The organism is Hydrogenophaga pseudoflava NBRC 102511 (assembly GCF_001592285.1).
Classification (GTDB): domain Bacteria; phylum Pseudomonadota; class Gammaproteobacteria; order Burkholderiales; family Burkholderiaceae_C; genus Hydrogenophaga; species Hydrogenophaga pseudoflava.
The window spans coordinates 1-23,267 of the sequence record NZ_BCWQ01000027.1 but is presented as its reverse complement, the minus strand read 5'-3'; the positions used below and the strand labels follow the sequence as shown (position 1 = coordinate 23,267).

At 58.5% G+C, this 23,267-nt stretch carries 19 protein-coding genes; 14 read left to right on the top strand and 5 right to left on the bottom strand.

Going from position 1 to position 23,267, the window contains the following annotated elements; translation table 11 throughout:
- Together HPS01S_RS21130 and HPS01S_RS21125 are read right to left on the bottom strand one after the other, a co-directional pair.
- The coding region (locus HPS01S_RS21130) for a Y-family DNA polymerase (RefSeq protein ID WP_066161071.1) at positions 1–1,106 on the bottom strand (1,106 nt) is incomplete at its 3' end.
- Positions 1,107–1,138: 32 nt separating this feature from the next.
- A complete protein-coding gene (locus HPS01S_RS21125; protein WP_066161068.1) occupies positions 1,139–1,579 on the bottom strand; it encodes a LexA family protein in 441 nt (146 codons plus the stop codon).
- Between the two features lie 93 nt (positions 1,580–1,672).
- Between HPS01S_RS21125 and HPS01S_RS21120 the strand changes: the two genes are divergently transcribed.
- A complete protein-coding gene (locus tag HPS01S_RS21120) occupies positions 1,673–2,335 on the top strand; it encodes an SOS response-associated peptidase (protein WP_066161065.1) in 663 nt (220 codons plus the stop codon).
- Between the two features lie 84 nt (positions 2,336–2,419).
- Here the strand turns inward: HPS01S_RS21120 and HPS01S_RS21115 are convergent, their stop codons facing one another.
- Together HPS01S_RS21115 and HPS01S_RS21110 are read right to left on the bottom strand one after the other, a co-directional pair.
- A complete protein-coding gene (locus tag HPS01S_RS21115) occupies positions 2,420–3,652 on the bottom strand; it encodes a phenylacetate--CoA ligase family protein (protein WP_066161063.1) in 1,233 nt (410 codons plus the stop codon).
- 16 nt (positions 3,653–3,668) lie between these two features.
- Entirely contained in the window at positions 3,669–4,451 is a 783-nt protein-coding gene (locus tag HPS01S_RS21110; RefSeq protein WP_066161060.1) for an enoyl-CoA hydratase/isomerase family protein, read from the bottom strand.
- A 129-nt stretch (positions 4,452–4,580) separates the two neighbouring features.
- Between HPS01S_RS21110 and HPS01S_RS21105 the strand changes: the two genes are divergently transcribed.
- From HPS01S_RS21105 to HPS01S_RS21045, 13 genes are all read left to right on the top strand, one after another.
- On the top strand, positions 4,581–5,660 hold the full coding sequence (locus HPS01S_RS21105) for a CaiB/BaiF CoA transferase family protein (RefSeq protein WP_066161057.1): 1,080 nt from the start codon (positions 4,581–4,583) through the stop codon (positions 5,658–5,660).
- A 109-nt stretch (positions 5,661–5,769) separates the two neighbouring features.
- Positions 5,770–7,008: a thiolase family protein gene (locus HPS01S_RS21100; protein WP_066161054.1), complete on the top strand. Its 1,239-nt coding sequence runs from the start codon at positions 5,770–5,772 to the stop codon at positions 7,006–7,008.
- Positions 7,009–7,043: 35 nt separating this feature from the next.
- Positions 7,044–7,802, top strand: coding sequence for an SDR family NAD(P)-dependent oxidoreductase (locus HPS01S_RS21095; RefSeq protein WP_066161052.1), 759 nt, complete (start codon positions 7,044–7,046; stop codon positions 7,800–7,802).
- A 98-nt stretch (positions 7,803–7,900) separates the two neighbouring features.
- Entirely contained in the window at positions 7,901–8,698 is a 798-nt protein-coding gene (locus HPS01S_RS21090) for an ABC transporter ATP-binding protein (protein WP_066161049.1), read from the top strand.
- Entirely contained in the window at positions 8,695–10,662 is a 1,968-nt protein-coding gene (locus tag HPS01S_RS21085; RefSeq protein WP_066161046.1) for an AMP-dependent synthetase/ligase, read from the top strand. The genes HPS01S_RS21090 and HPS01S_RS21085 overlap by 4 nt, the downstream gene beginning before the upstream one ends.
- Complete coding sequence (locus tag HPS01S_RS21080; protein ID WP_066161043.1) at positions 10,659–11,543, top strand: branched-chain amino acid ABC transporter permease; 885 nt, start codon at positions 10,659–10,661, stop codon at positions 11,541–11,543. Before HPS01S_RS21085 ends, HPS01S_RS21080 begins: the two co-directional genes overlap by 4 nt.
- 2 nt (positions 11,544–11,545) lie before the next feature.
- Positions 11,546–12,598, top strand: a complete 1,053-nt coding sequence (locus HPS01S_RS21075) for a branched-chain amino acid ABC transporter permease (RefSeq protein ID WP_066161040.1) — start codon at positions 11,546–11,548, stop codon at positions 12,596–12,598.
- A gap of 85 nt (positions 12,599–12,683) precedes the next feature.
- Positions 12,684–13,931, top strand: coding sequence for an ABC transporter substrate-binding protein (locus HPS01S_RS21070; protein WP_066161037.1), 1,248 nt, complete (start codon positions 12,684–12,686; stop codon positions 13,929–13,931).
- A gap of 47 nt (positions 13,932–13,978) precedes the next feature.
- Positions 13,979–14,779, top strand: a complete 801-nt coding sequence (locus HPS01S_RS21065; RefSeq protein ID WP_218016616.1) for an ABC transporter ATP-binding protein — start codon at positions 13,979–13,981, stop codon at positions 14,777–14,779.
- 43 nt (positions 14,780–14,822) lie between these two features.
- On the top strand, positions 14,823–15,974 hold the full coding sequence (locus HPS01S_RS21060) for an acyl-CoA dehydrogenase family protein (RefSeq protein WP_066161034.1): 1,152 nt from the start codon (positions 14,823–14,825) through the stop codon (positions 15,972–15,974).
- A gap of 98 nt (positions 15,975–16,072) precedes the next feature.
- Positions 16,073–16,768: a TetR/AcrR family transcriptional regulator gene (locus tag HPS01S_RS21055; RefSeq protein ID WP_084397638.1), complete on the top strand. Its 696-nt coding sequence runs from the start codon at positions 16,073–16,075 to the stop codon at positions 16,766–16,768.
- A gap of 190 nt (positions 16,769–16,958) precedes the next feature.
- Positions 16,959–17,708, top strand: a complete 750-nt coding sequence (locus HPS01S_RS21050) for an electron transfer flavoprotein subunit beta/FixA family protein (RefSeq protein ID WP_066161029.1) — start codon at positions 16,959–16,961, stop codon at positions 17,706–17,708.
- 37 nt (positions 17,709–17,745) lie between these two features.
- Positions 17,746–18,687, top strand: a complete 942-nt coding sequence (locus HPS01S_RS21045; protein ID WP_066161026.1) for an electron transfer flavoprotein subunit alpha/FixB family protein — start codon at positions 17,746–17,748, stop codon at positions 18,685–18,687.
- Positions 18,688–18,954: 267 nt separating this feature from the next.
- Here the strand turns inward: HPS01S_RS21045 and HPS01S_RS21910 are convergent, their stop codons facing one another.
- Positions 18,955–22,794 carry a hypothetical protein gene (locus tag HPS01S_RS21910; RefSeq protein ID WP_157576527.1) on the bottom strand — a complete coding sequence of 1,280 codons (3,840 nt, stop codon included), beginning with the start codon at positions 22,792–22,794 and terminating at the stop codon, positions 18,955–18,957.
- Positions 22,795–23,267 lie beyond the last annotated feature (473 nt).

Here is a 23,267-nt window from a genome sequence, read left to right as displayed (position 1 = left end):
CCCATGTCCAGCTCCTGCTGCTGAACATTTGCCGGCTGAAGATCCACGAGGATGACGCCAGCCTTGATGAACCGATAGCCCGGCTGGTACATCCGGCGCATGGCATCTGCGGCGGCGCCTGCGAGCAGCCTGCTGTCATCTGTGGGCCTGCGCAGCGGCACGACCACACTGCGGGACAGCTGTGGCCCTTGCCGATGCGGTGAGGTGTGCATGAACACCAGCAGCTCCCTGGCCAGGCTGTTCTGCCTCCTCAGCTTCTCTCCTGCCCGACTGGCGAATTCACTGACCGCTTCGATCAGTGGATCCAGTTCGGTCACCGGCTGCCCGAAGGACCGGGTGCAGGCGATCTGCTGTTTGGGCTCTGGGGCATCGTCCAGGTCTACGCATGGCTGCCCCTGCAGCTCCCGCACCGTCTTCTCCATCGTTACATTCCAGCCGCGGCGGATGGTGGCCGGGTCCATGCGCACCAGGTCCAGCACGGTCTGGATACCTTGCTCCTTGAGCTGCTTGCTGATGCGTCGTCCCACGCCCCACACCTCGCTGACATCGGTGGCCCTCAGGAGGTCTTCCAGATCCTGTGCAGGCAACGCGGCCAGGTTGCACACCTGCGCCAAGTCAGCCGGATAGCTGCCCGGTTTGCGCTCGGCTGTCTTGGCGATGTGATTCGCCAGCTTCGCCAGGGTCTTGGTCGGGGCGATGCCGATGCAGGTCGGGATACCTATCCACTGCAGGATCCGGTCCCTGACCTTGTGCCCCCGGGCGACCAGATCGCCGCGTACACCTTGCAGCCCGATGAAGCTCTCGTCGATGCTGTAGATCTCCTGGGTCGGTCCCAGACCAGCGGCCAGGCTCATCATCCGGTCGCTCATGTCCCCGTACAGGGTGAAGTTGGCCGAGAGGGCGACCAGTCCCGCTTGCTGCTCCAGGTGGCGGATCTGGAACCAAGGGGCTCCCATGCGAATGCCCAGGTCCTTTGCCTCATTTGAGCGGGCTATGGCACAGCCGTCGTTGTTGGACAGCACGATCACCGGCCGGCCGTTCAGGCTGGGACGGAAGACCCGTTCGCACGAGACATAGAAATTGTTGCCATCGACCAGCGCATACATGGCCGCACCTTCATTCCGGGGTTGCCTGGCCTTCAGGTGATGAAACGCTTGATGCAGGAAGAGACCACGCCCCAGACCTCGATGGTCTGACCATCCTTGGGGATGATGTCCGGGAAGGTCGGGTTGGCGGCTTTGAGGCGAACGCGACCGGCCCTCTGGTGGAGGTACTTGACGGTGTACTCACCATCCACGACGGCCACCACCACGTGTCCGTGGCGGGGCTTGATCGCCCGGTCGATCACCAGCATGTCACCGTCGTCGATGCCAGCGTCCTGCATCGACGTGCCTGAGACCCGCATCAGGAAGGTGGCCTGGGGGTGAGACACCAGGATCTGGGTGAGATCGAGGCGGTTGACCGTGAAGTCTTCGGCTGGAGACGGAAACCCGGCCTTGAGGTGGGCCTGGGGCATGGGAAGCACCAGCGGCGAGGCCACCGCTGGCTCAGGCTCTGTGCTGACGCGGATACTGTTCATGCATACAGTATAAATGTCAGCTCTCAATCCACCGGAATGCCCGAGCAGAGCACCGGCCTGATCGCCTGATGCATTCCTCGCCACAATCGAGCCATGTGCTCGAACTACGACCCGGTAACCCACCCCGATCGGCTTCGGATGTACTTTGGTGTGGACGCGCCAGCGGGTATCCGTCCTCAGGTCTGGCCCACCTACCTGGCGCCCTTCATCCGGCGCCATCCCCATGCCGATGTGGGTGATGACGCAGTCCCGCAGCGGGAGGCATTGGCAGGCATGTTCGGGATGATCCCGCACTGGGCCGGTGAAATGAGCTTTGGCAGGCGGACCTACAACGCCCGCTCAGAGACCGTGGCCGAGAAGCCGAGCTTCCGGGATGCATGGCGCCATGGGCAGCACTGCATCGTGCCGGTCGAGGCCATCTATGAACCGGACTGGCGATCAGGCAAGGCGGTGTCCACCAGAATAGAACGGACCGATGGCAAGCCCATGGGCATTGCTGGCCTGTGGACCAGCAACCGCAAGGCCACTGGCAGCGAGGTGCTGAGCTTCACCATGCTGACCACCAATGCCGATGAGCACGAGCTGTTCAACCAGTTTCACAAGCCACAGGATGAGAAGCGGATGGTCGTGATCCTGGGCGAGGATCAGTACGACGAGTGGTTGAAGGCGCCAGCGGAAAAGTCGATGGACTTCATGCGGCAGTACCCGGCGGAGGAGCTGATTGCGAATGGCGAGCCTGGCCGAGGTCGTGGTTGACCCGAGCGACAGCCGTTAAGTTCGCCTCGATCAGGCCAGATGCGTGCCGGACTGCTTTGTAGCTTGACCTTGGCCTGTTGTGCCTCAAGCGTTTGCGTTTTTCCGATCGACAAGCGTTGGATCTCCGTCAGCGAGTTGGCCCACCTTCAACCATTCGATGTTGTCTAGCTTGAGCCGGGTCACTTGTTTGAAGGCATCCATTAAGTCAGCTTCCACGTTGGCTGGTGTCCCTTTTGGCTTAAGTTCTGCACGCAATGTCATGGTCTCTCTGTGGCCGAGGGTCTCTACGACAAGCTGCGCACGATTGATCTCCGGCACTCGACTCAGCAAGTCTTCAATGTTGCGTGGATATACAAACACCTCGCGCACTTTTACACCCTGGCCGACGCGGCCTTGCAGAAGACCAATGCGATCAACGAGGCCGTCTTCTGTCTGGCTCAACGCCTGAGCGACGTCGCCGGTGCCGAATCGAACCAATGGCCACCCGCTTTCCAGTGTCGTGACCACAATCTCCCCTGTGCTGCCGATGGGCAAGGGCTCGCCCGATACCGGGTCACACACCTGGACCAGGCGTTCATGGTGAATGCGGTAGCCCTCAAGTCCATCTTGTTCGTACCCGATGAGACCAAAGTCACCGGTCGCATAGGCGGAGAACGTGTTGATGGCATAGCGCTGCTCAAGATCACGTCGTTTTTGCATCCAGTTGCCCATCTCTCCACCGAGCATGGCGTTTCTGACGCGCCAATCACGAGGCAACTGGTGCCCCATGCGTTCCAAGGTTTCGATCAAGGTGATGAAGAAACTGGTGGACGCACAGATACACGTGATGCCCAACTCCAGAATCAGTTGGGCTTGCTGTTCAGCGCCGCCCGGACCACAAGGGATGATCGTGGCCCCGGTAGATGCGATGCCTTGGTCAAGCAAAAGCCCTGCGGGCACAAGGTGGTAAGACCAAGTATTCAGTACGCGGTCGCCGGGGCCGATGCCTGCTTGGTTAAAAACCTGTGCGAAACCACGCCCGGTAACATCGCTTGAAAGCTCTGGCTCATATATCGGCCCTGGTGACACAAAGATGCGTCGAATGTCGCGAACGTCCGCTGCCAGGAACCCGCCGAAAGGTGGGTGTGCTCGTTGGAGCGCGAGTAGTTGGTCTTTGGTCGTGACGGGTAGACGGGCAAGATCGCTGGCGCCGTACAAGTCGCCCGGCGCCATATTCGCCTGTTCATAGATGTCTCGTATGGCTGGGGCCTTCCGGTAAGCGTCGGTCTGAATGCGCTGAAGTGCTGCGAATCGGTTGGAGCATGGGGGCGTGGTCATGGTTCGGGACTCTGGTTCACTTGCCGGTGAAACGCGGCGCACGTTTTCCCTGGAAGGCCTCCAGTCCCTCTTGAAGGTCGGCACTGAAAGCATGAACTTCTGACGCCAGCAGCTCCAAGCGAAGAGCCGTGTCCTCGGGTTGTTCGAGCCCATCGTCAACCAGTGCCTTCATGCGCTGAAGGCCCAGGGGGCTCTTGGTGGCAATGGTGTCGGCCACTTTCTGGGTCGCCGCATCGAGCTGCGAGTCGTCAACGACCTGATTCACCAGCCCGGCCTCTCGCATGTCTTCGGCTGAAACGAACTCCCCGGTGTAGAGAAGGTACTTGGCGCGGGTCGGTCCAATGACACGGGGAAGACGCACCGACCCACCACCTCCAGGCAGCAAGCCGTAATTGGCGTGTGCATCGCCAATCTTTGCGCTTTGGGCAGCAATAACCAGATCGCAGCACAGCACCAACTCCAGTCCCCCCGCGAGGGTGATGCCGTTCAGCGAGGCAATGACCGGCTTTGGGAACCGGTCCAGCCGGCTCATCGTGCGTAAGACACCCGCGAGGAAGGCGCTCGTGCCGTTCTCGCCCAGTTGACCTCGCACGTACTTAAGGTCGGCTCCTGCGCAGAAGGCGCGGCCGGTACCGGTAAGAACAACGGTCATGACGTCGGTGCTCTCCAGCGCCTGGTCCAGCCCCTTGTCGATGGCTTGGAGCACTTCTGGGGTGAGCGAGTTCATTGCATCCGGACGATTCAGGCGGATCCAAAGAGATCGATTCCGGACTTCGGTAACCACCACTGGCTCTGACATGTCTTCTCCATTCTCGGCGTGCTTAGGGACCTCACATTCTTTCATTTGACTATCGAGTAAGTAACTTGGTGATTTCCCTTACTCACAATAAAGTGCGTTTACCGTAGAGTAAAAAAAAGAGGAGCTCACATGAAGTCATCTGGTCAAAGCAGTCAGCTACCGTTGACAGGCGTCAAGGTTGTGGAGTTCGAAGGAATCGGACCCGGCCCATTAGCGGGTTTTCATCTGGTACAGCTCGGCGCGAGCGTGACTCTGGTCGCACGCCCAGGTCGAGGGGCTCTGCCAGCAGAAATGACCCCGCCTACCGATAGCTTGATCAACCGCGGCAAACATCGTGTCACTCTGAACTTGAAGACGCCTCGCGACAAAGCGGCTGCAATCGACTTGATTGCCCAAAGCGATGCCTTGATTGAGGGAAATCGTCCAGGGGTGATGGAGCGGCTGGGTCTGGGGCCTCAAGACTGCGCCAAGATGAACCCCCGCCTCGTCTACGGGCGTATGACGGGATGGGGGCAGGATGGTCCGCTGGCCAATGCCGCAGGCCATGACATGAACTATGTGGCCCTGACCGGACTGATGTCACTGACCGAAACGCCGGGTCATCCTCCAATTTTGCCGCCCACGGTCTTGGGAGACGCGGCGGGGGCCTTGGGCCTGACGATGGGAATCGTCGCCGGGTTGTTATCCGCAAGAAGTGGCGAAGGAAAGGGTTGCGTAGTAGATGGCGCCATCGTGGATGTGTTGGCCCTTCTGGCGCCCTTGGTTCAGCTTCTCCGCAAGGGTGGTGCTCTAGAGGGGACCGCGGCCAGTGTCTTTCACGACTCACCGTTCTATGACCGCTATCGGTGTGCAGACGGTCGCTACGTCACGGTTGGCGCTATTGAGCCGCAGTTCTATGCGCAGCTTCTGGAGAAGATGGGGCTGTTTGATGTGGATCCCTCTCAGCAGATGAACAGGGCGTCGTGGCCCGCACTGAAGGTCCGGATGACTGAGGCATTTGCGTCGAGGTCAAGCCGCCACTGGATTCGAGAACTGGAAGGCTCAGACGCCTGCTTCGCACCCGTTCTCGCCCTGGAAGAGGCAGCGAAGCATCCACACAACGTCAGTCGCGGTCTGTATCGCCTGACTGACGAGGGCGATATTGAGACGGCGCGGGGCTTGCGATTCCTGCCTCTGGTCGATCAAGACCATTTGAAGTCGCCTCAATGAGGGTTTACCCCTCTCTCCTTTTATTTATTTTACCTTAGAGTAAAACCATCGTACGGCGGGTAAATTTAAGCTGTTACGCCAGTATTCAAGAGACATAAGGAAACCGAGCATGAATGACATCTACGTGATTGGGGTTGGCATGACGCCGTTTGGCCGACACCTCGACCTTGACATGAAAGCCCTTACTAGGCACGCGGTGGAGGCGGCCCTTACTGATGCCGCCGTACAGAAGGAACAGTTGGAAGCGGCCTTCTTTGGCAACACCTCTCAAGGACACATGGAAGGGCAGCACATGATTCGCGGGCAGATTGCCTTGCGCGCCATGAGCATTGGTCGGATTCCGGTGGTGAACATCGAAAACGCCTGCGCAAGTGGCTCCTCTGCGTTTGCGCTGGCGTGCAGTCACTTGAAATCAGGAGCGGGCGACGTCGCCCTGGCGGTGGGAACCGAGAAGATGTTCTCTACCGACAAGGCGCGGATGTTCTCCGTGTTTGACAGTGCCTGGGATATCTCCCGTTCACAAGAGATTCGAGATTCCCTGATGAAACTTGGCAGAGAGGTGAGCGTACCCGAAGGATCGACCTCGCCCAAGCCCTACAGCGTCTTCATGGATGTGTATGCCGCCTTCGCGCGCTCGCATATGCGGACATTTGGCACGACCCAGCGGCAGCTAGCTGCTGTGGCGGCCAAAAACCACACCCATTCGGTTCATAACCCGCTCTCCCAGTACCGAGTGGCATACACCATCGACGAGATCCTGGCGGCGCCACCTATCACCTATCCGCTGACTTTGCCTATGTGCTCACCCATCTCAGATGGTGCAGCGGCCGCAATCTTGTGTACCGGCAAGGCCCTGAAACGCCTCAACTTGGACGCAAGCCGAGCGATCCGTGTACTGGCTACGGTGGTGCAAAGCGGATCGGATCGCGATGAGTCCGACTATCGCTCCCACTGCACCGCGTTGGCGGCCACCAAGGCCTACGAATTGGCCGGTGTGGGAGCCGCTGATATATCGGTCGCCGAAGTCCATGACGCAACAGCCATGGGCGAGATCATCCAGTCCGAAAACCTTGGCTTCTGCGAGTTCGGCATGGGCGGTGTCATCGCGGAGCGCGGTGAGACAAGGATCGGAGGTCGAATTCCTATCAACCCATCTGGTGGTCTGGAGTCCAAGGGCCACCCTGTCGGTGCGACCGGGCTTGCACAGATCCATGAGCTGGTTACTCAACTGCGAGGGGAGGCAGGGAAGCGCCAGGTGGAAGGTGCCCGGCTTGCGCTCGCCGAGAACGGCGGCGGCTTGGAAGGGATTGAAGAAGCCGTGGCCTGCATCACGATTCTTGGCCGCTGAATCACAGAACTAGGTACGAAAAAAAAGGAGACAACATGGACATTCAAAACGTAGTGGCACTCGTCACTGGAGCAGGATCGGGGCTGGGCCTGGCTACCTGCCAGGCGCTGGTAGCGGCGGGCGCCCAGGTGATGGCAGTGGACGTCGATGAAGAGCGCTTGGTCAACAACGTACTGCCCTTAGGGTCAGGCGTTTGCATTCAACGGGTCGACGTGTCCAACGATGCTGAGGTGAAGTCTGCCGTCGACTTTGCGGTGCAGGCCTTTGGGTCCCTGCAGGTGGCCGTGAACTGTGCCGGCATTCTTGGGCCGTGCAAGACCTTGAGCAAAGGCGAATTGTTTCCCCTTTCGCTGTGGAACCAGGTGATTGCCGTCAACCTCACGGGCACGTTTAACGTCATCCGCCACGCCAGCCTGGCGATGTCTCGCAACACCGCCAACGAAGACGGCGAGCGAGGTGTGATTGTGAATACCTCTTCTGGAGCGGCTTGGCAGGGGCAGATGGGTCAGGCAGCCTACAGCGCGACGAAGGCCGGGGTGATGGGAATGACTCTCCCAGTCTCCCGTGATCTGGCGCAGCACGGTGTGCGTGTCGTCGCTATTGCGCCCGGCCTGTTTGAGACAGGTATGTCCGCAGGCATGCCGCCCAAGGTCTCTCAGGGGCTGGTCGATAACTCGATCCTCTTCCCTCACCGGATGGGGCGCCCTCAGGAGTTTGCCTCACTGGTTCAACACATCGTCGAAAACGCTTACTTCAACGCCACCACCATCAGCCTGGACGCGGGGACCCGCTGACGGTCAGCATCTCAAATGAATGAGCTGTACCTATTTCGGGACTGACTGAAAAGGAGTTTCCATGGAAGTAAGACGACCAATGGATCGCGGAGGAATGAATGAGTGATCTGCCAAAGGGAAAGCACGCTCAGATCGTGCTCTCGGCAAGCCATCTGCTTTTGAAATTTGGGGGAATCGTGGCCCTGAACGACGTCTCCATTGATGTTCGCGAAGACGAGTTGTTGGCTGTGATCGGTCCCAACGGAGCAGGTAAGTCGTCGCTGATGAATTGCCTAAGTGGCTTCTATCGTCCTAAGGCAGGAGAGATTCGTCTTGGCGAGCACTCCATCAGAGGCATGGGCACGCATGAAGTGGCTGCCCGCGGACTGGCCCGCACGTTTCAAGGTACCCACATCTTCTCGGGCATGACAGTGATTGAGAACCTGATGGTCGGGCGCCACTTGCACATGCGCACCAACCTAATCCATTCCTTTTGCCACTTCGGACCCGCTGTGCGCGAAGAGGTGGCTCACAGGGAAGCGGTGGAGGAAATCATCGAATTCCTGGAAATCGAGTCGATCCGACACTCGCCAGTGGGGAGCTTGGGATATGGGCTTCGCAAGCGCGTCGACCTTGGGCGTGCTCTCGCACAGGATCCCAAGATCCTTCTCATGGATGAGCCAATGGCCGGCATGAACACCGAAGAGAAGGAAGATCTGGCCAGATTCATTCTGGATGTGAGAGAAGCCAAACGCATCCCGATCGTGCTGGTCGAGCACGACATGGGGGTTGTCATGGACCTTGCGGATCGCGTGGCTGTGCTGGACTTTGGCCGAAAGATTGCAGAGGGAACGCCCAAGGAGATCCAGGCCGATCCTGCCGTTTTGAAGGCATATCTGGGTGAGGGGGTGGCATGAACATTCGCATGGCAACATTGCCGCAACTGCTGCGTGACCACGCAAGACGCTCACCGCTGCGACTCTCGCAACGGCACAAGACACGTGGTATCTGGCGCGAGTACGACTTCTCACAGGTCCAGCGCAATGTCATGGAGTTGGCCTTGGGTCTCCACCAACTGGGCATTCAACGCGGAGAAACTGTCGCAATCATTGGTGAGAACGAGCCTCAGCATTACTGGGCCGAATACGCGGCGCAGGCAGTCGGGTGCAAGGTGATCTCACTGTATCCGGACCTCACGGCAGATGAAGTGCAGTACCTGCTGGACGACAGTGAGGCCGTCTGCCTCTTTGCACAGGATCAGGAACAGGTGGACAAAGGGTTGGCGGTGATGACGGCCACTCCCAACCTGCGGCACATCGTGTACTGGGACGACACGGGCATGTGGTCGTACCAAGACCCTATATTGCGCAAGTTTCATCAGTTGCAGAGCGAGGGGCGGTCCCTCGGCGAAAAGGATGGGCTGATGTACGACCGTCTAGTTGATCAGGGCCGTCCTGACGACATCGCGGTGCTTTCATACACTTCAGGCACCACTGGCAAGCCCAAGGGGGTAATCCTTTCGCACCGTAGCTTGGTTGACAACGCCCAGCGTCTGATCAATGCCACGAAGGCCAGGCCAGGCACCCAGTACCTGAGTTACATAGCCCCAGCCTGGGCCACAGAGCAGTTCATGGGTCTGGCCTTGGGAATCGGCCTGCCCATGGTGGTCAACTTTCCTGAGGGCCCTGAGCAGGTTCTAGAAAACATTCGAGAGCTGGCGGTCGAGGCAATGACGTTTGCCCCGCGCCAATGGGAAGGCATGGCGTCATCCGTGCAGGCGCACATGCTCGACGCGGGTCGTGTGCGGCGAGGCATTTACGAGTGGGGTTTAAAAGTTGGACATGCTGTGCACGTCGCGCGCATGGACGGCAAGCCCGTGTCTTGGTGGAGTCGGGCCTTGCTGCCCCTCGCCAATGCGCTGGTCCTCAGACCATTGAGAGACCAACTTGGCCTGACACGGCTGCGGGTGGCCATCTGCGGAGGAGCCACCATGGCACCAGATGTGTTCCGCATGTTCCATGCGATGGGCGTTCCCTTGAGAAACATCTATGGCTCTACCGAGGTAGGGCTGTTGACGAGCCATCAGGGGGACCGTTTTGACCTGGAAACCGTGGGTCACTGGATGCAGACTCACCCCGAGGCTGGATCTCCACTGGAGTGGATGCTGACAGCAGATGGGGAGTTGTGCGTAAGGGGGGGCAGCTCGTTTCTGGGCTATTACCGACGCGAAGGCTCTGTCGAGGCCAAGGTCAAAGACGGGTGGTACCAAACCGGAGATGCGGTTACCAAGACCGACCGAGGCGAACTTGTGTTTTTGGAGCGTGTGTCCGACCTGAAGCGTCTTGCCGATGGCCAAACGTTCCCGCCGCAGTTTGTTGAAACCCGCCTTCGTTTCAGCCCGTTCATCAAAGACATCATGACTGTCGGAGATGAAAGGCGCGATTTTGTTGCCGCACTCATCAACATCGACATGGGTGTGCTGTCTCGCTGGGCAGAAGACAAGCGCATTGGTTTCTCGACCTTCACGGATCTCTCGCAGCGAGCAGAGGTGGCAGACCTCCTTAGCCAGGAAATCGCACGGGTAAACCAGTTCCTGCCGGACCACGCGCGGGTGAGGCGTTTCGCCAACTTTCCTAAGGAACTTGACCCGGATGAGGGTGAGTTGACCCGATCAAGAAAGCTGCGCCGAGAGTTTCTGGAAGATCGGTATTCGGCGCTGATAGAAGGCCTTTACAACGGGGCACATGAAGTAACTGTGGACATACCAGTGACCTATCAGGATGGACGTCGCAGCCAGTTCACCGCGCAGGTATTCATTCGCGACGTAGCGGCTGCCGACCAGACGGCCAGGGCCGGTATTTCAAACGGGAGAAAGCGATGATTGATTTTCTGAATTACCTGATAAATGGCACGTTGACGGGCCTCTTGTATGCACTGATTGCCATGGGTTTTGTGGTGATCTATCGGGCATCAAAGGTGTTTAACTTCGCACAGGGGGAGTTGGTCGTCTTTGGCGGGTACATGGTCTGGTGGACCGTGATTCAAATGGGAATGCCGCTGTGGATCGGCCTGCCAGTGGCATTCGTGAGCGCAGCCATCTTTGGCTTGATGATTGAGCGGATCTTTTTTGCGCGACTGGTCGGTGAATCCGTTTTTTCCATGGTGATGGTGACGATCGGTCTTCTGATTCTCATTCGTGGAGTGGTTCTGGTCCTGTTTGGCCCACAGGTCCGCGCATTTCCAATGGTCTTTCCAATTGATCCGCTGATCTTTGGTGACATACTGATTTCTCGCTCGATGCTCTATGGCGGATTGCTTACGATTGTCATTGGCTTTGGACTTTCGTGGTTCTTCAATAAAACACGTACGGGATTGACGATGACCGCAGTGGCCGAAGACCATCAGGTGGCGATGTCAATGGGCATCTCCGTGCAGCGATCTATTGCCTTTGCCTGGATTCTCGGCTCTGTGCTTTCCACCCTGGGTGCCATGGTTCACCTGAGTGGCCGATCCATCAACATGCTGAGCTCCGACATCGGATTGGCAGCGCTTCCTGTGGCATTGCTCGCCGGTTTGGAATCTCTTGCGGGTTTGTTGCTCGCCGGTGTGCTGGTGGGCGTGATTCAGGGTTTGGCATCTGCCTATCTTGATCCTCTGGTTGGAGGTGCAATTGGCTCTGTATTTCCATTCATCATCATGTTGCTGATGCTTTTGATTCGTCCAACCGGCATGTTCGGATGGAAAACCATTGAAAGGGTTTGATCATGGATCCCGCTGGTATTTTTGCAACCTCCTATCGTCAGGATCAATCGCTTATCCGTACGCGAAATCAAGCAATTGCCCTTTTGATATTTGTTGTCGCTCTATTTTTCCTGCCGATGGTCGCCGAGGTTCGATCGGTGGCAGTGATGACGTCGATGCTGATCACTGCAGTGGTGGTTCTTGGTCTACAAATCAATACTGGTCTGGCCGGACAGGTCAATATCGGTCAGGCCGCCTTCATGGGGGTTGGTGCGTATTCGACGGCTGTGCTTGCCAGCAAACTGCACCTTCCAATCTGGCTGGCCCTGCCGGCGGGTGGGGTGTTCGCAGCGTTTTTTGGCCTAATTTTCGGTCTTGCAGCAGTCCGGATAAAGGGGTTTTACCTCGCGCTCACCACGATTGCTGCGCAGATCCTGTTTCACTTCTTTGTGCTCAATCTTCCACAAAAGTGGCTGGGTGGCTCAAACGGCATCACCATGGAGCCTGCTGAGCTGTTTGGATTCAGGTTTGAGACGGATACAAGCACATATTACCTTTGTCTCGTGGTCGCAATGATCATGATCGCTGGCGCATACGGCATTGCGCGTAGCCGACACGGACGAATCTTCGCCGCCGTTCGTGATGATGATGTGGCGTCAGGGATGATGGGCATCAACGTGGTGAAGACGAAAGCCCTGGCATTTTTGGTTGGTGCTTTTTATGCCGGTATTGGTGGCGGGCTGTGGGCATACTACGTTCGCTTTGTGGCGATTGACCAGTTCACCCTGATTCATTCAATCTGGTTTATTGCCATGATCATCGTGGGTGGAATGGGGTCGATTACTGGCGCATTGATTGGTGTTTTCGTCATTCGTATGGCTCAGGAGTCCATCACCAGCATGGGGCCTGCACTGGTCGAACGCATTCCATTTCTAGGCGGAGACTTAGTGTTCGCGGCCATGAATATTTTTCTCGGCAGTGTCATCGCTGGCTTCCTGATTTTTGAACCTCGAGGTCTGATGCATCGCTGGAATATTGCCAAACGGTCGTATCGCATGTGGCCCTATCCCTATTGAAAGTGAACATTGTTCCGACCCCCTTTTCGCGCTGGTGGGTGGTTGATTTTTGGTTAAACAGCGTATTCACCAAGGAGACAAGTAAATGATTAAACAGAAAATAGGTGTTTCGGTGAGAGTTCGCCATGCTTTGGGTTCGGCGGCTCTCCTGGCCGTACTGGGCTGCGGAAGCACTGCTTACGCTCAGACGACATACAACATTGCTGGCATCGCTGACTTCACCGGGCCGTTCGCTGACGTGATGAAGGACATCACAGGCTGCCGCCGCGGGGTGCTCGACTGGTGGAATGATGAGGTGGGCAAATCGCTTAACGTTACCCTCAAGATCAAAGAGCATGACGCACGATACGACGTGGCCCAAGTCGCTTCACTCTGGCCTGGCATTAAGGCAGAGCTCAACCCGATTGCCATATTGGGCATCGGTGGGCCGGACAGCAATGCGCTGCAACAGCGATTGCCCAATGACAAGGTTCCTCTGCTGCTAGGCACAGCTGGCTATGGCTTTGCTTGGAAGGATGGCAGCTGGGTGTTCAATGCACGGGCTACATATCCGCATGAAGCGGCCGGCTTTTACGCTTGGTATCACAAGAAGATGGGAGGGGGGCCGCTGAAGGTCGGAGTGATCTCGTCGGAGGTGTCTCCCGCCTACGTGGACATTCACAAGGGTGTGGAGCGATTTGCCAAGGACAACCCCCAGATTCTGGAAGTGGTGGAGACGATCTACACCGAGGCACAACCGACGGACCTTACGCAGCAGGTGAATCGACTGCTTCGCAAAGGGGCGACCGTGATTCAAGTCTTCAACAACACGGCATCAGTTGTGGCAACCCGTCGTGCCTTGCAAAGCCTTGGTAAGGGCAACATCCCTATTGTGGTCAGCGCGCACAACGGACTACTTTCATCGGGCAAGGCCTTGGGCGACCTCAACCAGATGGAAGGAAGCTTCGAAGTCTATGGCATGGCCATTGCGACGGAGGACCCAACCACGGCGCGAGCTTTTTTCGAGAAACTGCGCACCCAGTACAAAACCCAGGCCAACTTCACCTCACCTTGCATGATGGGACTGGCTATGTCCCTGCTCACCGTTCGTGCGGTTGAGCAGGTGGTGAAGGTCAAGGGGCCTGCCGGAGTGACGGGCGCGGATGTCCGCACTGCTTTGCAGACTAATCCTATCCCAAGCGAGCGGACATTTGGTGTTCTGCCCAACATCAAGTTCAGCAACGAGGCTCCGTTCCCGATTTCTGGGTTGGCGGTGAACATCGGAACGATTGAAAAAGGGAAATACAAGCTGGTCGAACAAAACGCTCCCGTTCCGGACGTAAACAAGTGGTAATTGACCGCATATCCAGGCCCGCAGTGGCGGGTCTGGAGTGACACATATTGGAGTTGCCTGTGCTTGAACTAAATAACGTTGAAGTTCTTTACAGCGAAGTGATTCTGGCCGTAAAGGGCATCACAGCGCGTGTACCACAGGGCCAGTGCGTCACCCTGCTCGGTGCCAACGGCGCGGGCAAGAGCACGACGCTCAAAGCCATTTCAAACCTCATTCGCACCGAAGATGGACGAGTCACCGCAGGATCGATCACGCTCGACGGCACCAACATCACCGGGGCGAACCCGGTAGATGTGGTGAGGCAGGGCCTCGTGCACGTGATGGAGGGGCGCAAGGTGCTGCGCCACATGACGGTCGAGCAGAACCTGGTGGTCGGCGGGCACATGGGTAGCGGGCGAGAGGCCAAGGAACGGCTAGACGAGGTCTATTCCCGTATCAAGCGCTTGGCCGCCCTGCGCGACCGAACCGCAGGTTATTTGTCGGGAGGAGAGCAGCAACTGCTGGTGATTGGTCGCGCATTGATGTCCCAACCCAAGCTGGTGATGATCGATGAGCCATCGCTCGGATTGGCTCCCCTTATGGTGGAGGAGGTGTACGGCCTTCTTTCCGACTTGAAAGCCAGCGGACTCACTTTGCTGATCGTCGAGCAGAACACCCGCGTCGCGCTTGAACTCGCAGATTACGGCTACGTGATGGAGAGCGGCCGCATCGTGCTGGAGGGGCCTTCTAGCCAACTCAAGAGCAATGAGGACGTTCGCGAGTTCTACCTCGGCTTGACAGTGGAGGGAGAGCGCAAGAGCTTCCGGGACATGAAGCACTACCGGCGCCGTAAGCGCTGGCTCGGTTGAGCTGCATTTTTTGACACAAAGAAGTTAAACCCAAGGACATCAGATGAGCAGTGTTTCCAACGCTTTCCTCAGCGAACAAGAGGTCATGATTCGGGAGTCGGCCCGCCGCGTAGCGGAGGAGGTCGTGGCTGTCACAGCGGCGCAACGTGACCAAAGCGGCGAGTGGCCCCATGCCGAAATTCAGTCCGTGGCCGAGTTGGGGTTCATGGGCATGCTCGCCCCTCAGACACATGGTGGTGCAGGACTTTCTTTCGTGGAGTATTGCTTGGCCATCGAGGAGTTCGCTGTCGCCGATGGCGGCTTTGCCACCATGATGCATGTGCACAACTCATCAGCGCATGTCTTGTGCAATTTCGGCACAGAGGAGCAGAAAGCTCAGCATCTGCCCGGCCTGGCCTCGGCCAAAAACATCGGTGCATTCCTTCTGTCGGAACCTCATGCTGGTTCTGACACTGCCTCCATCCGCACCACCGCCAAGCGCGATGGCGAACACTACGTGATCAACGGAAGCAAGCAATGGATTTCGAATGGCAGCGAAGCGGGTTTCGCCTTTGTCGTGGCGGCTACGGGGGAGCCCGGGTCTCGGAATCGATTCAGCCTGTTTATTGTTGACCCCAAGGATCCCGGCTATCAGGTGCTCCGTATCGAGAACAAGCTCGGACAGCACACCGCGCACACTGCCCAGATTCAGCTGGACAACCTGCGCGTTCCAGTCGGCAATCTGGTGGGAGAAGAGGGGCGAGGATATGCAAAGGCCCTGTCTCTCTTGTCAGATGGGCGCATCGCGATTGCCGCCCTGGCGATCGGTGTCGCGCGCGCGGCGCTCGAGGCCGCCATTCGTTATGCCAAAGATCGGGAAGCCTACGGTAAGCCGATTTCGGCACTCCAGGCCGTCAGCTTTGATCTGGCTGACATGGCGATGCAGGTTGAGGTGGCTCGCCAGTACATGATCTACGCAGCGCGCCGGCGAGATGCGGGGCTTCCGTCAGACAAAGAGGCTTCGATCGCCAAGCTGTATGCCAGTGAGATGGCCGAGAAGGTTTGCTCTGCAGCGATTCAAGTCCATGGTGGCTACGGCTACGTTTCGGACTTCCCAGTGGAGCGCTATTACCGGGATGTTCGCGTGACCAAAATTTACGAAGGTACCAGCCACATTCAAAAGCTGATTATTGCGCGCCAGATTTTGGCTGAGTGAGCGTCTGGGCAAGCTGCCAAGGGCGGCTGCTCGAGGTCATTGGATATCATGTTTGACTGACTAATGTCTCACCTTAGCAAAGCGCGACCTCTAATCTTATGAGCCAATCCATCGAAGCGGTACCCAAGCCACGGGTGCGTTCAGCGACCAAGCGCGCCACCAAAGGGGCGAGGTGGAACAACGCTGTCAGTGGTTCGGATGAGCAGTACGAGCTCAAGCGGCAGGCAGTGATTGCTGAAGCGTCTAAAGCCTTTGGGCGCCATGGGTCACAAAACGTCTCGCTCGACGAGATTGCCAACGCACTCAACGTTACCAAGCCTGCCCTCTACTACTATTTCAAGAGCAAGCAGGAACTCATCTATGAGTGTCATGAGCTGGCGATGAAAATTGGCGATCAGGTGTTGAAAGACGCGATCGCTTCAGAGTCCACTGGGTACGAACGAATCACGGCGTTCATGCGGAATTACATCACGCACCTGACAGATCAGATGGGAGCTCCCGCGATCCTGCACGACTTTTCCGCCATGACGCCAGCGGATCGTAAAAAGATCACTGCACGCCGGAGAAAGTTTGACCTCCAGCTTCGCAACATCATAGAAGAGGGCATTCGGGACGGTTCCATTGCGCCTTGTGACGCAAGGCTCGCGGTGTTTTGGTTCATGGGGGCGATCAGTTCTATTCCCCAGTGGTACCACGCTGATGGCGGCCTCACTGGTGATCAGGTGGGAGAGGTGTTCATCCGCTTCCTTGCGGATGGCATACGTCCGCGGGCTGCTTATCCCACTATCTCTTGAGGCTTACAAGCGAGTACCTGCTTGCATGACGCGCTCATGCGAGGGCAACTGGCATTCGCGGTAGGGTGGCCGCAATACACGCCAAGAACGATGAACTGGTCGAGTCTGCGTCGGCTGATACGTCAAGCCCTGGCCGTGCGATGGGGTTTGACATCCAGTCTCCGCCAGCAGATCTAACAGGAGTAATGAAATGAAAATTCTCGTCCCCGTCAAGCGCGTGGTGGACTACAACGTCAAGGTGCGCGTCAAGAGCGACGGCACGGGCGTGGACATTGCCAACGTCAAGATGAGCATGAACCCGTTCGACGAGATTGCCGTCGAAGAGGCGGTTCGCCTCAAGGAGAAGGGCGCTGCCACCGAGGTGATCGCCGTCTCCTGTGGCGTGTCCCAGTGCCAGGAGACCCTGCGCACCGCCATGGCCATCGGTGCCGACCGCGCCATCCTGGTCGAGACCGATGTCGAGTTGCAGCCCCTGGCCGTGGCCAAGCTGCTCAAAGCCCTGGTGGACAAGGAGCAGCCGGGCCTGGTGATCTTGGGCAAGCAGGCGATCGATGATGACGCCAACCAGACGGGCCAGATGCTGGCAGCGCTGGCCGACCTGCCGCAGGCCACCTTTGCCAGCAAGGTCGAAGTCGTCGGTGACAAGGCCAAGGTCACGCGCGAAGTCGACGGGGGGCTGGAGACGCTGGAAGTGACGCTGCCCGCCGTGGTGACCACCGACCTGCGCCTGAACGAGCCGCGCTACGTGACGCTGCCCAACATCATGAAGGCCAAGAAGAAGCCGCTGGAGACCGTCAAGCCCGAGGACCTGGGCGTGGACGCGGCCCCGCGCCTGAAGACGCTGAAGGTGGCCGAGCCGGCCAAGCGCGGCGCGGGCGTGAAGGTGCCCGATGTCGCCACCCTGGTGGACAAGCTCAAGAACGAAGCCAAGGTGATCTGACCGCCGCGTCCCCAACACTGATCAAGGAATTCACGTCATGACCGCACTCGCGAACATTCTTGTTGTGGCCGAACACGACAACGCTTCCATCAAGGGCGCCACGCTCAACACCGTCACCGCCGCCGCTGCCTGCGGTGGTGAAGTGCACGTGCTGGTGGCCGGCCACAACGCCGGCGCTGCCGCCGCTGCCGCCGCCCAGATCGCTGGCGTGGCCAAGGTGATCCACGCCGACGCCGAGGGCTTTGCCCATGGCCTTGCCGAGAACGTGGCCGCCCAGGTGCTGGCCATCGCTTCGGGCTACAGCCACATCCTCTTCCCCGCTACTGCCAGCGGCAAGAACGTGGCCCCGCGCGTGGCCGCCAAGCTCGATGTGGCGCAGATCAGCGACATCACCAAGGTGATCAGTGCCGACACCTTCGAGCGCCCGATCTACGCCGGCAACGCCATTGCCACCGTGCAGAGCCAGGATGCCACCAAGGTGATCACCGTGCGCACCACCGGCTTTGACGCGGCAGGGCAGGGCGGCTCGGCCGCCGTGGAAACCGTGGCCGCCGCCTCGGGCAACGGCAAGAGCACCTACGTGGGCAGCGAGATCGCCAAGAGCGACCGCCCCGAGCTGACCGCCGCCAAGATCATCGTCTCCGGTGGCCGGGCCCTGGGCAGCAGCGAGAAGTTCAACGAAGTGATGACGCCGCTGGCCGACAAGCTGGGTGCGGCCATCGGTGCCAGCCGCGCCGCGGTGGATGCCGGCTACGCCCCGAACGACCTGCAGGTGGGCCAGACCGGCAAGATCGTCGCGCCGCAGCTGTACATCGCCGCCGGCATCTCCGGCGCCATCCAGCACCTGGCCGGCATGAAGGATTCCAAGGTGATCGTGGCGATCAACAAGGATCCCGAGGCCCCGATCTTCTCGGTGGCCGACTATGGCCTGGAAGCCGACCTGTTCTCGGCTGTGCCGGAACTGGTCGCTGCGCTCTGACAAAGTCCGTTACATTCGGTGCGTGCAGTCCAAAGGCATCGCTTGCGATGCTTTTTTTTTTGATATGCGATGGGCAATGACCGCTTTGCGCCGCGTACCGTGAGGTCGTCGAGCTGAATTGAATGGCGGCTATCGCTGCGAAGCAGCCGATGACCTGGCTATGCCGGCTTGAGGCTGACTGCAGTCGGTCAGCTCTTGCCGGTGACGGGCGACTCTTACCGAAACCAGTCAGTCGACGGTGAACGCGTAGCTTGACGGAAACTCGGCTTATAGCGATCTCACCTTAAGCCACGGCGGAACTCCGACGAGGCCCAACGTGTCGCCACCTACAAGCGATAGACTGACGTCGATCCAATCGTAGAGTGCAGGCGAACCAAATGCGTTTGAGCCCTGCGCGCTAAACGCAGGTTGAATTGCACCATCGTTCCAGAACGCTGCGGCCCGCGACGAGACAGCGCCAGCATCTGGGAAGTGCCGCCATAGCGCCTCAAAGCGCTCCGGAGAAGGCGCGGCAATAGCGGTCCCCACGCAGGACCAGAAATCCGCCTCGACGCGCGCATGGTTCTTCGGTCTAGCACCATGGGCCCCAGTAGACGCGGGCAACCCTGCGGACAGCAGCACGGTCGACTCCGTCCTCTGCCAATCGACATGCTCAACGATCGGAAGATAAGCGACGAGTTGCAGAGGCACAGGCATTGTCTGCGGTCTCGGCTTTCCCTCCAGCATGTTGTAAGGATCTATATCGGCAATCACTACGGCTTGGTCGCGGTCACTCAGCGCATCGCTCCGGTTGTTGTAGTAGATGCCCTTTGACCAACCATGGTACGGCGTGAGTGACGACAAGTATCCAGCGACCGAGTGAACTGACTTCCAACTTCCCCGGCCAATGAAACAGCTTCCGCCAACGAGATCGCCACCGATTCCGTTTGTAAACACCGACGTGGTGCCTGCCGCCAGCTGACAAGCCTGACCGGCGATCCAGTAGTCCGCACTTCGAGATGTTGCCGCAGGAATGGCAAGGACCGACCGGCGAGCGCGGCTTCCATCGCCAGTAATCGATAGATGCCTTGAAAGCTCGCGAACATCCTTCTCAACTTCGTCGGCGTCTGCGGACTCGCCAAAGCGCCGCCGTACGTCCACATAGTCTTCAGCCATGTGTAGATAGTTTGCCGGGCTTGAGACCAGAAAGACCTCCGAGCAAACCAGTTCAAGAATGTGTTTGAGCGGAAGGCGAGTCTGCGAAAGAAGTGCGCTGACAGCACTTACAGTAGGCGTCCAGCCTGTCTGTTCCTGGATTTGCTTGGTCAACTCTTCCGGTTTGAACAGCGGCGCCAAGGGGCCCGTCATGGGCCGAAAGAGCTCATTCAGCGCAATGGACCTGTACTTCTTGCTGCGTGAAAACTCCAGGACTAGACCACGGGAAAGCGCGTCCTTGCTCCCCTTGCGATCGCCTGCGATCCCCTCGGCAGAATCCGTCATCTGGCGAGCAATCTCTTTGGGCACAGGCCACAACAACGTGAGCTGGGCTGCCAGATTGTTCGATAGCGGGCTCTGGCGAAAATCCATAAACGTCCCGGCGAGCACTGCTACGCGCTTGCCAGCCAAGAGGTTCTTCAACCACTCGACTGTTTCCGGACGAACTGAGTACTCGGGCAAAACAAGCAGATCGACTTTGAAAGCCTCGCAGCTGTCGATGACTCTTTCCAGCACCCGTCGGCGACGGTGTTCCGCCCAACTCATCATCTGAACTGGATCATGTGCGCCTCCCTTCCATAGGTGTTCTGAACCAGAACCAGCCGTCGCAAGAGCGAGCATCTCGTACAGATCCTTCGGCTTAAGTTGCTCGGACAACAGAGTCCTGACTTCAGGACAGAACGGCCAGGTAGAGGGGCAGGCCTCCAATATTGGATGCGCGTAGGTGATGTCCAGGAACATCTGAAGCAGTGCAACGCGTACATGTGCTGCACGCTTACCTGTTCCAGCGCGGGCCTCCCAACTATTCCATTGACTTGTTCTGAACGCGCGCGGGTCGATCGCGGCAGACCCTAGGGTTGCGGCTGCAGATTCAGGAGTGGGTGTTGGGGGAAGCGGCGGCGAACCGATGTCGGCAACGCCACCTACTGCCATGCCCTCCTTCCCAATTGCACGAGGGAGCGCGGAACCGGCCAGTGGAACGGAAGGGTCCGCATCCAGGGAAGCGTCGTCCGGAGACTGCGGATCAGGTTTCCGCTCGCCACCCTTCTCGACAGGCAGCTCAGGTGCCGCTTGGGCTTCCTCTGGCAGATCACCCTGTTGTTCTACAGGTGGCGGACTGCCGCTAGACCCTCGCTGCTCAGTGGTTCCCTTCTTGAGGGCAATAGAAGCAAAGGGCTCGCCCAACGCAGACACCGAGAGCAGCCGACCAGAACTGCGGTCATACACCTCAGACCATACTCTTAGTACGCGCCCATCAACGACCACTTCTTCAATGTGCTTCGCCACTCGTGGGAACTGAGTGATCATCCAAGGTGTTACTTCCCACGAGCCGTTGCGTGAGTCAACAAATCGCCGCGTTTGGGCGTTGTAGCCGTAGGACGCTTCGGAAGCCAGAACCAGTTCAAATCCCAACTCGGCATCGAGTTGACGAACGAGCGCCACAGTCTCCTCAAGCAATTCAAGGTTGAGCAGATCGAGGGCTTGCTTACTGAGACACTCAAAGGGCCAATCGTGCACCTCGTCGAATTGCTCGTAGGCGTATTCCGCCTGAGCAACTCGTCGAACAACGGACTCAAGACGGCCATATAGATCGTCCGACAGGCGATCTGGCGAATCGCTTTCTCTTCGAAGACGATGCCCAAGATGCCGAACAACTGTTCTAAGTTGACCGACCAACCCAACACGCCCCCGTTGCCGCTTAGCAGTTTCAAATTTCTCAGGCACGCTCATCTCAGCGCTTGAGTCGCCGCTGGCAGATGCGGCAACATTCCACTCTGCGGGGAAGTCGAATGCGTCATGCGCCGCGAAGCCAGCAAGGCCCCGCATGGAAGCAACTACCCCTTCAAGCGCAACTGAAATTCCCGTGCAAACCGTTCCCGCGCACAAGGCCCTCCACACCGGCTCCTGAGAAGTCGATCCGTCGCCGCTCAAGGAGTGCAGTTGCCTTGCGAAGCCAAGGACTCCGGAGAGATCTCTACGGAGACCATCCACATGACTGACTTCCGCTGCAAGGTCCCGCGATACGGAAAGTGGCAGGCGTGCGATCAGCCTCCCGGTAAGCTCCTTCAAGAACACAACGGCATCGATGCAGTTCCACTGTTCTCTGAAGGACAAGAACATGGCCGCAGACTCGGTCTCTATGGCCAATACATGAGCGAGCTGCCGAGTGACGGAAGCTGCGTCGTCTGGAAAGCTTTCCAGAAGCCGAAGTGACCGCTCGATGCTGGGCGGCAGCGCGCTGGGCGACCTTTGCCTTTTGCTGATCTTTGAATCAGCAAACGCACCACGAAGCTTCCGCATCTGCGAGCGGAGTACGTATCTGGCCGGATTGCCCAACGCCATGGCGTCAAGGGTCACTTCAGACTCTGCACCACTAAACTTGGCCACGTCGTCATGCAACCCGACGAAATCACTAACGGCTGCACCGACGCGCCAAAGGTCCGCCTCATAGATCGGCACTTCTATGGTGCGAAGCGCACGACCTCCGTCGCGGACAAACGCTCGATTGCCTAACTCAGCACGCGAAACACCTTCTCCAATCACGTAGTAGTCTCGTCCATTCAGACTTTGCGCAAGGTAGGGCCACGCGGGAACAAGCTCCAGTTCTGCGTGCTCCCGCGCAAAGTGCCTAACAGCCTCGGCTAGTGCGCGATACAAGCAGGCAGCAAGGCGGAGGCTACTTGCTGTAAATGGCTGCCCTGACGACTCCATCGTCGTGCGCAACCGGAGGTAGTCTTCAGGCGAGAGCGTCCCTTCTAGCCGACGTACCAAACCTCCTGTCGATTCAATGTCCTCACGGCTCCAATCGAGCGCCAAGGGCCGCAGAGTTGCCTCCGAGTCGGCGCCGACGAACTCCGGGAAGGCAAGGTCAGACTCGTTCAGTTCGATTGCTTCCAGACCTAGCGCCACCACGCTGCCTCCGCCTCCGGTCGAGGCGCCATCGATAAGGCAGGAGAAGAGACGCCTAGCGCGGATGCCAGGCAGTGGAGGCAGGAGCAACCGCGATCTCGCGTCAGCTGAATTCGTCGGTGCCAACAAGCGGTGACGCCTACTCAGGCAGGACAGAATCGCACTCCGCGGAACGACGCTCGCGAGGGTCTGCAATGCAATCGCTGCAGAGGTTGATTCGCTTTGCTCGGGCGAGCTTGTCGCCAATTCCGAAGGTCGTTCTTGGTCTTCCCGGTCTGGAAGCAGGTTCTGAAATAGGCGTGCTGCAAGGCTATCGTTGGACTCGCGAGCTACGACGTTGGCGAACGGCTCGACAAACGGCTTCAGGGGGTCTTCACCTAAGGGCGCAGAAGTAGCCAGAAGCGCAACTGCCTCATGCAACCACTCGAACGGCCGCCAAGTCTGGACCAAGCGAGCGCGCTCAGCCTCAGAGCTCC